The 13,467-nt window shown below is 64.0% G+C and carries 12 protein-coding genes; 6 read left to right on the forward strand and 6 right to left on the reverse strand.

Annotated elements, in window-relative coordinates:
• Positions 1 to 2 precede the first annotated feature (2 nt).
• The 3 genes from CFB46_RS22400 to CFB46_RS22410 form a co-directional block, all read right to left on the reverse strand.
• Positions 3 to 1,274 (reverse strand): type II toxin-antitoxin system HipA family toxin, encoded by a 1,272-nt coding sequence (locus CFB46_RS22400; protein ID WP_089501325.1) that lies wholly within the window; start codon positions 1,272 to 1,274, stop codon positions 3 to 5.
• Entirely contained in the window at positions 1,271 to 1,774 is a 504-nt protein-coding gene (locus CFB46_RS22405; protein ID WP_089501326.1) for a helix-turn-helix domain-containing protein, read from the reverse strand. The genes CFB46_RS22400 and CFB46_RS22405 overlap by 4 nt, the downstream gene beginning before the upstream one ends.
• A 260-nt stretch (positions 1,775 to 2,034) precedes the next feature.
• The gene (locus tag CFB46_RS22410; RefSeq protein WP_089501327.1) at positions 2,035 to 2,955 is read right to left on the reverse strand and encodes a LysR substrate-binding domain-containing protein; all 921 of its coding nucleotides are present in this window, start codon (positions 2,953 to 2,955) and stop codon (positions 2,035 to 2,037) included.
• Positions 2,956 to 3,063: 108 nt separating this feature from the next.
• Here CFB46_RS22410 and CFB46_RS22415 point away from each other — a divergent pair, with 108 nt between their 5' ends.
• From CFB46_RS22415 to CFB46_RS22435, 4 genes are all read left to right on the forward strand, one after another.
• The gene (locus CFB46_RS22415) at positions 3,064 to 4,146 is read left to right on the forward strand and encodes a tartrate dehydrogenase (protein ID WP_089501328.1); all 1,083 of its coding nucleotides are present in this window, start codon (positions 3,064 to 3,066) and stop codon (positions 4,144 to 4,146) included.
• Between the two features lie 176 nt (positions 4,147 to 4,322).
• Positions 4,323 to 5,633, forward strand: coding sequence for an MFS transporter (locus CFB46_RS22420; RefSeq protein WP_089501329.1), 1,311 nt, complete (start codon positions 4,323 to 4,325; stop codon positions 5,631 to 5,633).
• A gap of 188 nt (positions 5,634 to 5,821) precedes the next feature.
• On the forward strand, positions 5,822 to 6,151 hold the full coding sequence (locus CFB46_RS36560) for a hypothetical protein (protein ID WP_227789714.1): 330 nt from the start codon (positions 5,822 to 5,824) through the stop codon (positions 6,149 to 6,151).
• Positions 6,152 to 6,379: 228 nt separating this feature from the next.
• Positions 6,380 to 6,595: a hypothetical protein gene (locus CFB46_RS22435; RefSeq protein ID WP_089501331.1), complete on the forward strand. Its 216-nt coding sequence runs from the start codon at positions 6,380 to 6,382 to the stop codon at positions 6,593 to 6,595.
• Between the two features lie 269 nt (positions 6,596 to 6,864).
• Here CFB46_RS22435 and CFB46_RS22440 read toward each other — a convergent pair whose 3' ends face one another.
• Positions 6,865 to 8,115 carry an IS256 family transposase gene (locus tag CFB46_RS22440; RefSeq protein ID WP_089501043.1) on the reverse strand — a complete coding sequence of 417 codons (1,251 nt, stop codon included), beginning with the start codon at positions 8,113 to 8,115 and terminating at the stop codon, positions 6,865 to 6,867.
• Between the two features lie 589 nt (positions 8,116 to 8,704).
• On the opposite strand from CFB46_RS22440, the gene CFB46_RS22445 reads away from it, so the two are divergent.
• Complete coding sequence (locus tag CFB46_RS22445; protein WP_227789706.1) at positions 8,705 to 9,634, forward strand: hypothetical protein; 930 nt, start codon at positions 8,705 to 8,707, stop codon at positions 9,632 to 9,634.
• A 90-nt stretch (positions 9,635 to 9,724) separates the two neighbouring features.
• Entirely contained in the window at positions 9,725 to 10,543 is an 819-nt protein-coding gene (locus tag CFB46_RS22450) for a hypothetical protein (protein WP_089501332.1), read from the forward strand.
• 135 nt (positions 10,544 to 10,678) lie between these two features.
• On the opposite strand, the gene argG is transcribed toward CFB46_RS22450, so the two are convergent.
• Both argG and CFB46_RS22460 read right to left on the reverse strand, forming a co-directional pair.
• Complete coding sequence (argG, locus tag CFB46_RS22455) at positions 10,679 to 12,016, reverse strand: argininosuccinate synthase (RefSeq protein ID WP_006759320.1); 1,338 nt, start codon at positions 12,014 to 12,016, stop codon at positions 10,679 to 10,681.
• A 318-nt stretch (positions 12,017 to 12,334) separates the two neighbouring features.
• The gene (locus tag CFB46_RS22460; RefSeq protein WP_089501333.1) at positions 12,335 to 13,405 is read right to left on the reverse strand and encodes an FUSC family protein; all 1,071 of its coding nucleotides are present in this window, start codon (positions 13,403 to 13,405) and stop codon (positions 12,335 to 12,337) included.
• Positions 13,406 to 13,467: the final 62 nt, after the last annotated feature.

Raw genomic sequence — 13,467 nt, forward strand, 5'->3', positions numbered from 1 at the left:
CCTCAAGCGGTTGCGAGGCGGAACGCGCCGGCCATCCGATCCTGTTCCCGAGCCGACAGCGCGAGTCGTGTCGCGAGCGTTCTCCATTGACTGACGACACCGCGAAAATCGTCGATGATCTCGTCGGCATCGTTCAGACGAAGCCGAAAGAATTCGCACACTTCACGGGCAAGTTCGAGATTCAGTGCGTTGTCGGCTTCCGTGATATTGAGCTTGAGGCCGTCGGCGATCGCGACCGGATTCATGTCATAAGCTGCGGAGAGCCGCCAGCCCTCACCCGGCGCGAGAATGAATCCGTGATTGCGAAGATGGTCGTCGGTATTCGACACGAAAAGATTGAAGACGATCCGCGCCCAAAGTTCGCGCAGGTCGGCATTCGGTTGCGCACCATGTTGCATGAGGACTTCCGCCAGTTCGAGATAGCTGACGCCGGTGGACGCATCGTCGCCATCGACGTGACCGGTCATGGTCATCGCCGAGGCAAAGTGCAGGCGCCGTCCATCGGCCGTCCGGTCGAAGCGACGGACCAGGAAGCAGTGATGGTCGCTGGCGAACTTTCGTGCCTCGGCCTGGGCGACATTCAGGCCGCAGCCGACCGCGAGCGCATTGACGACCATTTCCCAACCCCCTACGTCGTAATCGTCTCTTGCGCTGGGGAACTTCGCGATATACAGACGTCCGTGATCGTCGGCCACGCTTGCTTTCGGTCGTGCACCGCCGAGCGAGCCGCCAGGTGCGATGAGCATCGAAAGCCAGTCGCGGCCATCCGGGGCGATGTTGTCGACATCCTCTTCCAGCGCTCGACTGACGCGTTCCAATTCACGGATTTCCGCGAATGGCGGCGCGGCGAGATCAACGCGATCGTCGAGAAAATCTCCTTCGTCGTTGAGCTTGTAGCGCAATGCGCCGACGCGATAGAGATCATGGACGCCCAGCAGGTAGTCCGATTCACGGAGTCGAGTGCCTTTCGGTCGAAGGCCTGCACGAATGTCCCGCTCCAGCCGGCGGTCCATCAGCATGCGCCCCCACCGATCGGGGCTGGAGTCGGCGAACGCGCCGAACGAGTCTCGCGGCGGCGGCGGATACTGCGGTCCTTCGAAGAGGCCGATGCCGGGATCGAGTTGAACTTGAGCGAATTCGGGGGAGCGCAAGGCGGTTGCGTCGTACTGGAATTCGAAACGTTCGCTTGCCCGCGTCTGCCGGCCGTGCAGAAGGCCGAGTTTCCGCGGACCGGGCAGGCCGCTCCAGTCTGCGTAAACAGAGATGGTCGTCATTTCTCGCGAGATTTCCGCTGGTGTTTGGTCGGAGGCTTCAACAGCGCGGCCAGTTCCGCGGCCGTCGTACCGCGATGGTGCTCGGGTTCCTCGATGCTGGATGCCGTTCCCGGCACTTCCCTGGCTGTGGTCGTGGTTGCACGATCGCCACGAACGGGTATGCGGGGCGACTCGGCGGACGATAGCGGGACCACTCGTTTCGTGGATCGCGGTTTGACGAGACGTGCGTCTTGAAGCTGGCGGCCGAACGAGTCCGCTGCGGCCAGTTTTTCCAGATCGCCCTGGAGGCCCAGCACTTGCATGACGGAAAGATAGGCACCCATCGTGACTCCCGGACCACCTCCCTCCAGCGAGCGAAGCGTCATCGGCGACATTCCCGCGCGTTCGGCGACCTGCTTGGCCGTCAGCTTCCGGCGTAAGCGGGCGAGCTTGAGCCGCTCGCCGAATTCGACGAGCAGGCGGCTGGATGCGGGCAGGAGAGGGGCGGTTTTCTTTGCCATGATGGCGCTAATATTTCGATGCTTCAGGGGCGATAAGGATAAAATAATAGCACTTTGGTGCGGCATACCAAGATCTTTTCACTACGGAGGGGCGTTGGATGATGTAAATATTTTGGCTATTTATTGCATAATTTACCAAAATATTATCCTTTCATGCTTAGGATGCCGCCCGTTCGGCCACCCATCGTGAGTCGGAAAGCTGTACGATCACTCCCGGCATCACTTGCCAATGCTGGCGCGCAGCGCGTGTAACCGACACCCTACGTCGCCTTGAGGCGCCCCAATTCCTCAGCCAGAAAATCGACGAACGCGCGAATCCGCGTCGACATCTGGTGGCGCTGCGCATACACCGCGTAGATATCGGCGCTCGGCGTTTCATGACCGGGCAGCACGACAACCAGCCGCCCGTCGGCGAGATAGTCGCGCAGGTCCCATTCCGCGCGCATCAGGATCCCGTGCCCGTCGAGCGCCCACTTCACCGCGATCTCGCCGTCGTTCGTCGTCAGGTTGCCGTTGATCCGCACGGCTTCCGTATGGCTGGCCGCGCCGCGCCGGCTCGTCAGGCGCCACACGCCGTAACCTTCGTCGCCCTGCCGGATGCCGATGCAGTTGTGCCGCGTCAGGTCGTGCGGCGTGCCGGGCGTCCCGTGCCGCGCGAGATACGCCGGTGCCGCGCACAGCAGCCGGCGGTTCGGCGCGAGCCGCCGCGCGACGACGCGCGTGTCGGGCGGTTCGCCGAAGCGGATGCACACGTCGAACGCGTCGTCGGTGAGCGGCGGCGGCATCACCGACAACTGCAGCTGCACCGATACCTCCGGATAGCGCGCGACGAAGCGCGAGATCGCCGGGCCGACGTGGCTGCGCCCGAAACCGAGCGTCGCATTGACGCGCAACAGGCCTTTCGGCCGCTGCTTCGCGCTGCCGAGCAGCTCGCCGAGTTCGTCCATCTGGTCGAGGATCCGGCGCGCGTAGTCGAGGTACACGTCGCCTTCGGGCGTCAGCATCATCCGGCGCGTCGTGCGATTGACCAGCGTCACGCCCGCGCGTCGCTCCATCTGCGTGAGCCGCTTGCTGACAGCCGCCGCGGTCAGTCCGAGTTCGCGCGCGGCCGCGCTCAGGCTGCCCGAGGCGGCCAGCGTCGAGAAAAAGCCGAGATCGGCCGGCTGGACGGTATCCGTCATGACGGGATTCATGAATTTAAGTTAAAGATGCTTTGAGTATAGCCACGGTTTCTGCACTTCTGGTTCGGTAAAGTGCGTTCACGCTCACGATCAATCGAGGATGTCCGCATGAAGACCTACCGTATCGCAACGATTCCCGGCGACGGCATCGGCAAGGAAGTGGTGCCGGCCGGCAAGCAGGTGCTGGAAGCGCTGGCCCGCGGCAGCGACCGCTTTGCGTTCGAGTTCGAGGATTTCGACTGGGGCGCCGACTACTACCGCCGGCACGGCGCGATGATGCCGGCCGACGGCCTCGACGCGCTGCGCGGCAAGGACGCGATCCTGTTCGGCTCCGCGGGCGACCCGGGCGTACCCGACCACGTGACGCTGTGGGGGCTGCGCCTGAAGATCTGCCAAGGCTTCGACCAGTACGCGAACGTGCGCCCGACGCGCATCCTGCCGGGCATCGACGCGCCGCTGAAGCGCTGCGGGCCGGACGACCTGAACTGGGTGATCGTCCGCGAGAACTCCGAAGGCGAATACGCGGGCGTCGGCGGCCGCGTGCACCAGGGCCATCCGATCGAGGCCGCGACCGACGTGTCGATCCTCACGCGCGCCGGCGTCGAACGCATCATGCGTTTCGCGTTCCGACTTGCGCAGTCGCGGCCCCGCAAGCTGCTGACCGTGATCACGAAGAGCAACGCGCAGCGTCACGCAATGGTGATGTGGGACGAGATCGCGAAGCAGGTCTCGCACGAATTTCCCGACGTGACGTGGGACAAGGAACTCGTCGATGCGGCGACCGCGCGCATGGTCAACCGCCCGGCGTCGCTCGACACGATCGTCGCCACCAATCTGCACGCGGACATCCTCAGCGATCTCGCCGCCGCGCTCGCGGGTAGTCTCGGCATCGCGCCGACCGGCAACATCGATCCCGAGCGCCGCTATCCGTCGATGTTCGAGCCGATCCACGGCTCCGCATTCGACATCATGGGCAAGGGGCTCGCGAATCCGGTCGGCACGTTCTGGTCGGTCGTGATGCTGCTCGAACATCTCGGCGAGGCGGATGCCGCCGCGCGCGTGATGCAGGCGATCGAGGCCGTGACGGCCGACCCGTCGCTGCACACGCGCGACCTCGGCGGCAGCGCGACGACCGCGCAAGTGACGGCGGCCGTCTGCGCGCGCGTCGCGAACGCGGCGGTCGTGGCCTGACAGCGGCGAAGCGGTGACGCGGTGACGGTCGCGTGTGTGCGCGGCCGAGTGCCGCTCGCTCGCTTCACTCACGGATTTTCAGCCCGCGACTCGCGCATGCGACGCGAGCCGGGCGCCGGCCGGCGCTCGAGGTCCACCGACCGACGGCGCAGGCCCGACCTCGAAGGAGGAGACACATGCAGGCGGATCTGGAAACCCGCGTCGCACGGAAGCTGATGTGGCGCATCATTCCGTTCGTGATGCTGCTTTATTTCGTCAGCTTTCTCGATCGCGTCAACGTCGGCTTCGCGGCGATGACGATGAACAAGGCGATCGGCCTGTCGCCGACCGCGTTCGGGTTCGGCGGCGGCCTGTTCTTCATCGGCTACTTTCTGTTCGAAGTGCCAAGCAACCTGATTCTCCATCGCGTCGGCGCGCGCATCTGGATCGCGCGCGTGATGATCACGTGGGGCATCGTGTCGGCCGTATCCGCGTTTGCTGCCGGGCCGACCAGCTTCTACGTGCTGCGCTTCCTGCTCGGCATGGCCGAAGCCGGCTTCTTCCCCGGCATCATCCTGTACCTGAGCCTGTGCTTCCCCGCGAAGCAGCGCGCGGTGGCCGCCGCGTGGTTCATGGCGGCCGCGCCGATCTCGACCGCGATCGGTTCGCCGCTGTCGGGCGCGATCATGCAGATGCCGCCGATGTTCGGCCTCGCCGACTGGCAGATGCTGTACATCGTCGAAGCGTTGCCGGCGGTCGTGCTCGGCTTCGTCGTGCTCAGGTGCATGACCGATTCGCCGTCGAAGGCCGCGTGGCTGCAGGCGGACGAGCGCGACTGGCTGATCGCGAAGCTGAAAGCCGAAGCCGACGTACGCCACACGCATGCCGGGCACACGGCCGGCGCGTGGCAGGCGCTGCGCGATCCGCGCGTGCTGGCGCTTGCGCTGATCTACTTCGGCACGTCGGCGGGGCTGTATACGCTCGGCCTGTGGGCGCCGCTGATGGTCAGGCAGTTCGGCTTCACCGCGCTGCAGACGGGCTTGCTCACCGGCATCCCGAGCATCGCCGCCGTCGTCGCGATGATCGTCTGGGCGCGGCATTCGGATCGCACCGGAGAGCGTACATGGCACGTCGTGATTCCGTGTGTGCTCGCGTGCATCGGCTTCGTGTTCGCGGGGCAGGCGAGTACCGCGCTGCTGACCGTGCTCGCGCTGGTCGTCGTCAACATCGGGATCAGTGCCGCGAAGGCGCCGTTGTGGGCGATGCCGAGCGCGTTCCTGTCCGGCGCCGGCGCGGCCGCGGGGATCGCGATGATCAACTCGATCGGCAATCTCGGCGGGTTCGTCGGACCGTTCGCGATCGGCTGGCTGAAGCACGCGACGGGCGGGTATGCGGCGGGGCTCTACGTGGTCGCAGGGACGCTCGCGGTGTCGGCGGTGGTTACGCTGATGTTGAGCCGGAAGGCGGCGCACGAGCAGGTCGTGCCGGGCGTGCAGCAGCATCATTAAGAGCGGCGCGCATCCGCGGTCATGCATCCGGACGTCCATGTGATGCGCTGACGGCCGCGTGCGACCGAAGCAGCCGCGTCAATGCGCGGGCAGCACCGCGCGTCGAGCAATCTCCGTCGCGCACACGTCAGGCGACGCGTTCGACGTATCGATCACGCAATCGCTGAACGCGCGCGACGCAGTTGGCAGTGCTCGCAGCAGTTGCGACGTTTGCAGGCGGGGGCCTTGCCGGCCTCGCAGGCCAAAATGCGATGGCCGGCGCGACGGCCGCGCAGAACGAGGCGCTGAACAATACCGCCGACCACTGGGGCAAGAATGAGAGCGAGGCGCAGCGCGAGCAAGACGAACTACATAAGCAGCAGAGTAAGGAGAAAACCCAACTCGGCGAGAGTTCGATCGTCGATGAAGGGAATGGCGTCAGCGTCCTCAGTCCTAATCCGCTGGCGTTTGGTGGGGTTACTATTGATGAAGCGCGAGCCGGACATATTTTTCCGCGATTCGGAGGGGCATATCAGTGATACTCCAGCGAATCGCCAGCTTCTTGAGAGTATTGCAAACGACCCGTCGGCTGTCTTGGGGGCCGACAAGTATGGGACTTCGTGGGCTGGAAAGTTAAATCCGGATGGCACTCAGACTTGGGTAGATATCCGAGGTGGTAAAGTTGGTTATGGCGGGATTAACCAAACGCCGAAGCCATTTAATCCGCAAACTGGACTGGCCTCATCGACGAAGCCGGGTAAGGGAAAATGAACGATTCGTTGACGACAGCAGAAGCCTTTCGTGCAATGTTGATCTTCTTGGATCGCTACTACGAGAGATGCGGTTGCCAGAGCGAAGATATCGCGATCCTGTTGAGCGGTATGTCTCAGACTCTTTGGGCCGATGGAAGCACAAATGATCCGGCTCAATGGCATGACTGGCTAGCCGCTGTTGAGGCTGCAAAAGACAAGGAAGCCGGATAGGAGTGCGCCTGTTATTGCCCGAAAACAGTAGAGACACGAACCCGGCCATGCGCCGGGTTTGTGCTTTATGGCGTCGGCGAGCGTGCCGGCGCTGTCGTTTGATTTGTGCTCCGTCCGTCGTCGGACCGTTGCCGAACTGTTCAAGCAGCTCGGCCGGAATCGACGGCAGAACTGCCGGCTGGGCTTTCGGTTTGCGAGGCATACACGCTCCTTGGGAGCATGTTATGCCGGGGGTGTCAGGATTTCCGTGTTCAAGGCGGGTGGAGTAATTACACGGAAGGCCGAACGAATCGATCTGCGTAAAGGATAGCGAATTGGTTCATGGCCGTCTTCCAGTCATGAGCAGCGCTTCCCCAATTCGCGGTGATGTTGCGCAAGGCCAGCCAGATGAGTTTGGTGGCGGCCTCGTCGGTCGGGAAGTGACCACGGGTCTTGATGATCTTGCGCAGTTGCGAGTTGATATTTTCAATCGCGTTTGTCGTGTAGATGATCTTGCGCACACCCGGCGGAAACGCAAAGAACGGGATCACGCGATCCCAGGCGTTGCGCCACGCGCTACTGACGGTCGGGAATTTCTGACCCCACGGACCATCCGCAAACGCATCGAGTTCGGCCTGAGCGGCTTCCGCGCTGGGAGCGGCGTAGATCGGTTTGATCGCGGCGGCCAATCCGCGGCGGTCTTTCCAACTGGCGTAATCGAGGCTGTTGCGGATTAGATGGACGATGCAGGTTTGCAGCGTCGTGGCCGGAAACACTACCGCCAGCGCTTCGGGCATGCCCTTAAGACCATCAGTGACCGCGATCAGGATGTCGTGAACGCCGCGCGTCTTCAGATCGTTGAACACCTTCATCCAGAATTTGGCACCCTCGGTATTCTCGATCCACAGGCCCAGGATCTCCCGGGTGCCGTCGGGCAGCACGCCCAGCGCCAGGTACACCGCCTTGTTGCGTACGACGGCGTCTTCACGAATCTTGACCCGCAGTGCGTCGAAAAACACGACCGGATACATCGGCTCGAGCGGTCGGGCCTGCCAGGCCGTCACTTCGGCCATGACCTCGTCGGTCACGGAGCTGATGAAGTCGGGCGAGACCTCGGTACCGTACTGTTCCAGCAGAAAGCCCTGGATCTCGCGTACGGTCATGCCTCGGGCATACATGGCGACGATCTTGTCGTCGAAGCCGGTGAAGCGCCGTTCGTGCTTGGGAATCAGGATGGGTTCGAAGCTGCCGTCGCGGTCACGCGGCACCTCGATGCGGATCGGCCCGTCTTCGGTCAGAACCGTCTTGGCCCCTTTGCCGTTGCGCTGATTCGTGACGTTGGCCGGCTTGGCAGCTCCGGCAGGGTAGCCGAGATGATGGTTCATCTCGCCGCCCAACGCACGCTCGATTAGCGCCTTCTTGAGCGCCAGCGTCGCGGCATTGATGGCTTCAGCCGTCATCGGACCGTTGCCGAACTGTTCAAGCAGCTCGGCCGGAATCGCCGGCAGAACTGCCGGCTGGGCTTTCGGTTTGCGAGGCATACACTCTCCTTGGGAGCATGTTATGCCTTAAACACAAAATTCCTGACAGGCCCGTTATGCCTTAAACACAAAATTCCTGACAGGCCCGTTCGTCCGGAATCACGCGGATCAACAACATCGCCCTGGAAAATTCCCTCGATAACCCGCCCTAAAGAAATCCCCCCCACCGCCGTTACCCTTCTTCGGTAGCTCAAAAAAAGTATTACCAGAGCCGTACCACCAAACCACACGACCAGATAACCGAGGGGGCGCCCGGCCGTCGAAGCCGTGCGCAGTATCAGACGATGGGATGCACCGATTCGATGGGGCGCGCAGGCACCGGGGCTGGCGCGCGCTGTGCCTTGCCGCGGCATGCCTGCTGCTGCACTCGATTCTCACCGCTGCGTGCGCGTTCCCGCACGACCACACCTCCACGCTCGTACCCGTCGTGCCGAATATCCGGCAACCGACGCCCCTCTCATCGTCCTTCCCCAACACATCACCCCAAGCATCCACCGTCGCTCGAGGAGGCCCACGCACCACACCAGAAAAGTAACGCGATTCGAATCTAGACCACTAAAAAAAACGCATCAAAAAATCGAGGATTGAATTGAACAAGCATTCCCTTTGTCTGCTGGCAGCCGCCGCGATCTCGGTATTCGTCGTCGCCGGTTGCGGCGGCGGTGACGGCTCGTCGAACGCAACCAGCGGCACGCCCGCAAACACCGGCGGCGCCAACAACGCAGCCAGCACACCGGCCGTCGCGTCCACACCGCTCGCAGCACCTCCCGCAAGCGCCCCCGTCGCCTCGTCGCAGCCGGTGACGGCAGGCGAAGCACTACCCAGCCTGACGACCCCGCAAGCCGGCTCGACGGCCGCAACGGCAACCGGCCCGGTCGGGATCTGGTCGGCATCCGGCAACCTCGGCTACTCGACCATCGCCCTGGTCGATCCGCGCAACAACGTGACCGCGCTCAATCTGCTGGGATCGTTCGTGATGTCCGAGGATTTCTCGAGTCTGACGGTCAATGGCGCGACGTGGTCGCTCGGTTCGGGCGTCAACTTCGGCACCGGCGGGCTGATCACCAAAATCGACTCCGGCTCCGGCGCATACAGCCCGCAGCAGACGTTGTCCGGCACGATCAGCCGCAACGGTACGGCGTCGAATTTCACGTGGAGCTACAACGCCGCGAACGCACTGAGCGTCACGCAGGACAGCGTCACGGGCACGTGGGCGACCACCAACGCGTCCTTCTCGATCGCATCGGGCGGCACGGTCACCGGTACGCTGAGCGGTTGCAACCTGAGCGGCACGCTGCAGCTTTCCACGCCCGGCTCGAACCAGAACATGTACGACATGACGCTGGCAGCCTCGGCATCGTCGGGCTGCACGCTGCCGGCGGGCGTTCCGCTGTCGGGCAGCGCCGCGATCATGTTCGTGCCGATCAAGGGGACCAACGGCTTCCAGCGATCGATCCTGTACGTGCTGCGCGCAGCTGATTACAGCTTCGTCGCCTACGGTCAGGTCATCAAGCAATAAACGCACGGTCTGCTCGCACGCGGCTTTTTCACACGCCGCGTGCGGCGGCCTGACGAAAACGTTCCGTCAACAACGAAAGCCACTCATCCAATGAAGAACTCATTCAAAGCCACCGTATTCGGTTGCGGCCTGCTCGTGACGCTGCTGTCCGGCTGCACCACGTTGCCGAACACGGACATGAAGCCCGAAGCGCGTCAGAAGCTGCATTCGATCGCGATGCTCGACGTCATCGAGCCGAAGCGTGTCGCGGTCGTCAATTTCGGCGGCGCGGCGGCCGGGTTCGGGCTGATCGGCGCGCTCGCGCAAGGCGCCGTGAACGCAAGCCATACGAGCACCTACACGGACCACGTGGCGGCCGGCAAGATCGTCTTCGCACCGGACATCGTGGACGGCGTGACGGGCCGCCTCACCGGCAACGGCTATCAGGTCGTGAAACTGAACGGCCAGAAGACGAAGCTCGCCGATGACGGCAAGTCGGACGACTACTCCGCGATCCAGACCGACGCGGATGCGATCATGAACGTCTGGTTCACGTCGTTCGGCTATATCTCGCCGCCTCAGCAGCTTGACTACATTCCGTGGGTCGTCATCCGCGCGCGCATTCTCGACGCGAAGACGAAGCAGGACCTCTATTACAAGACGTTCGCGTGCGGCTACGACATCAAGGCGAACAGCGTCCACATCGACAGCGATTTCGCTTACACGTACGGCAGCTTCAGCGATCTCGAGAAGAATTTCGACAAGTCGGTGGAAGGGATCAAGTCGTGCGAGAAGTCGGTCGCGGACATGATCGGTCAGGATCTGGCACGTACGCCGGCGCCTGCCACTGCTGCCACGACGATGACGACGACCGCGGCTACTGCGACCACCACGGCCACCGCGACCACCACAGCCACGGCATCGAAATAACCTTGACGCGCCTGCAGGATCGTCGCGATACGCGTTGCGGATCCGGCAGTGCTTGAAGAAAAAAGCGGGAAGGGGAAGTACTGCACGCAGCCGGGCGGTTGTCGCGCCGCCCGGCCGCTCGCGAAAGCGACTGGCTTACTTGTCGCTATCGCCCTTGATCTGCGGCAGCGCAGACGTTTCGCCCGGCGTCAGCAGCCCGACTTGCGAATACACGCGCAGCTTGTCGCGCGTATCGGTGATGTCGAGGTTGCGCATCGTCAGCTGGCCGATCCGGTCGCGCGGCGAGAACGTCGACGCCACCTTCTCCATCGACAGGCGTTCCGGCTGATACGTGAGGTTCGGCGACTTCGTGCTCAGGATCGAGTAGTCGTTGCCGCGGCGCAGTTCGATCTTCACTTCGCCGGTGATCGCGCGTGCGACCCAGCGTTGCGCGGTTTCGCGCAGCATGATCGCCTGCGGGTCGAACCAGCGGCCCTGATACAGCAGGCGGCCGAGGCGGCGACCGTTTTCGCGGTACTGCTCGATCGTGTCTTCGTTGTGGATGCCGGTGACGAGGCGCTCGTACGCGATGTACAGCAGCGCGAGGCCCGGGGCTTCGTAGATGCCGCGGCTCTTCGCCTCGATGATGCGGTTCTCGATCTGGTCGCTCATGCCGAGGCCGTGGCGGCCGCCGATGCGGTTCGCTTCCAGCAGCAGCTCGACCTGATCCTTGAACTCGACGCCGTTCAGCGCGACCGGCTGGCCGGCTTCGAAGCGCACCGTCACTTCCTCGGCGGCGATTTTCACGTCGTCGCGCCAGAACGCGACGCCCATGATCGGGTTCACGATCTTGATGCCGCTTTCGAGGCTTTCCAGGTCCTTCGCCTCGTGCGTCGCGCCGAGCAGGTTCGAGTCGGTCGAATACGCCTTCTCGGCCGACATCTTGTACGCGAAGCCGGCCTGGTTCATGAATTCGGACATTTCGGCGCGGCCGCCGAGCTCGTCGATGAACGTCTGGTCGAGCCACGGCTTGTAGATCTTCAGATCCGGGTTCACGAGCAGGCCGTAGCGGTAGAAGCGCTCGATGTCGTTGCCCTTGTACGTGCTGCCGTCGCCCCAGATGTTGACGCCGTCTTCCTTCATCGCGGCGACGAGCATCGTGCCCGTCACGGCGCGGCCGATCGGCGTCGTGTTGAAGTACGTGACGCCGGCGGTCGTGATGTGGAACGCGCCGCTTTGCAGCGCCGCGATGCCTTCGGCGACGAGCTGCGCGCGGCAGTCGATCAGGCGGGCGCCGGCTGCGCCGTATTCGATCGCGCGTTTCGGGATCGCGTCGTAATCGTCTTCGTCGGGCTGGCCGAGGTTCGCCGTGTATGCGTACGGGACGGCGCCCTTCAGTTTCATCCAGTGCAGCGCGGCGCTGGTGTCCAGGCCGCCGGAGAAGGCGATACCGACCTTCTGGCCGGTCGGGAGGCTTTCGAGAATCGTGCTCATAGGAATTACCGTGGATTGAAGCCGGTGGGATCGTATTTCGCGGAATATGCGAGTATCGGCTGTCCGGGAAGTTGGGGCAAGGGCTGATTTTGGTGCGGAACCGGCGTCGCGCCTGTCGCGGCGGGCCTGACGGGCGGTTAACCGGGTGGAGAGCCGCGTGCCGGATGGCGTCGTATCGCCGCCCAAACACGTGCGGACGAGTCGGGCGCCGGCGGGATTTTCGGGGCCGGATCGGCCATCAACCCGGCTCGCAGTCGCCCGCGCGGCGCCTTGCCGCACAGAAAGATATATGAAAGACGTACGCGTGAAGCCGGGGCTTCAGATATTCCACGACCGCGCGGTATCGAGCAGCCGCTCGCGCAACTGGTCGACTTCGCCGGCCAGCTTGGCGGTGATCGACACGTAGCCGGACAACTGGGGCGGCGGCGCATCGTGCAGCGGGTCGACCGGCCGGCGTCGCGGGGCAAGCCGGCTCGGCGTGCCGAACTTGAGCGCGCGGCTTGCGGCGATCAGCGTGTCGCGGATGCGCCGGTTCAAGGTCTTCATCTCGACGCGCATGTATTCGCGGGCCGCCACGTCGTCGCGGGCCGGCAGCGCGCTCGACAGGATCTCCAGATAACCGATGCACAGGCGCAGGCTGCGCTGGATCGCCTCGAGCTGCGCCATCGACGTCTCGCATTCCTTCGCCACCGACGGCATCAGCGAGCGCAACTGCACGAGCAGCGCGCTCAGCGCGGCCATTTCCTTCAGGTGCGCGTCGTCGCTCACGTCGCGGTCGCCCGCGAGCCGCGCATGCACGGCCGCGCACGCGCGCAGCGCGTCGGCAAGCTTGTAGCGCCACGAATAGGTCGCGTAGAGCGGCAGCGCGAACGAGAACGCCAGCGCGATCGCGATGCCGGCCAGCACGTTCACCGCGCGCCACAGGCCGTCGACGATCTCGTTGTCGCCGTGCCCGGCGACGATCACCATCGTGATCGCCGACAGCAGCGCGATGTAGCCGGCCTTGCCGATCGCGTGATACGCGCAGACACCGCACCCGACGGCCATCAGCAGGTAGATCGCGAACGGCGCGTGCAGAAACGAGTAGAGGAGGATCAGGCCGAGCCCCGCCAGCGCGCCGATCGATGTGCCGAGCGCACGCTCGGCCGCCTTCTTGCGGATGTTGCCGTGGTGCTGCAGCCCGCCGACGACGATCAGCACGGTGATCGTCGACCATTCGCCATGCGGCACGTTCAGCCCGGTGGACAGCGCGATCGACACGAGAATCGCGAGCGCGACGCGCGCCGCATGGATCAGCTTCGCATGCCGGTAGCGGCGATACGGGTCGAGCAGCGGGCGAAGCGCGTGGCGTATGAGCGGTGGCAGTCGGGTCGGGAGCGGGGCGGTCATGGCGGAGCGGAGAGTGGCCGGAATGCGCACGGCGGCCCGCGCGGGCTGGCGCCGCGCCGCAT

The sequence above is a fragment of the Burkholderia sp. HI2761 genome (assembly GCF_002223355.1).
In the GTDB taxonomy this organism is placed as follows: domain Bacteria; phylum Pseudomonadota; class Gammaproteobacteria; order Burkholderiales; family Burkholderiaceae; genus Burkholderia.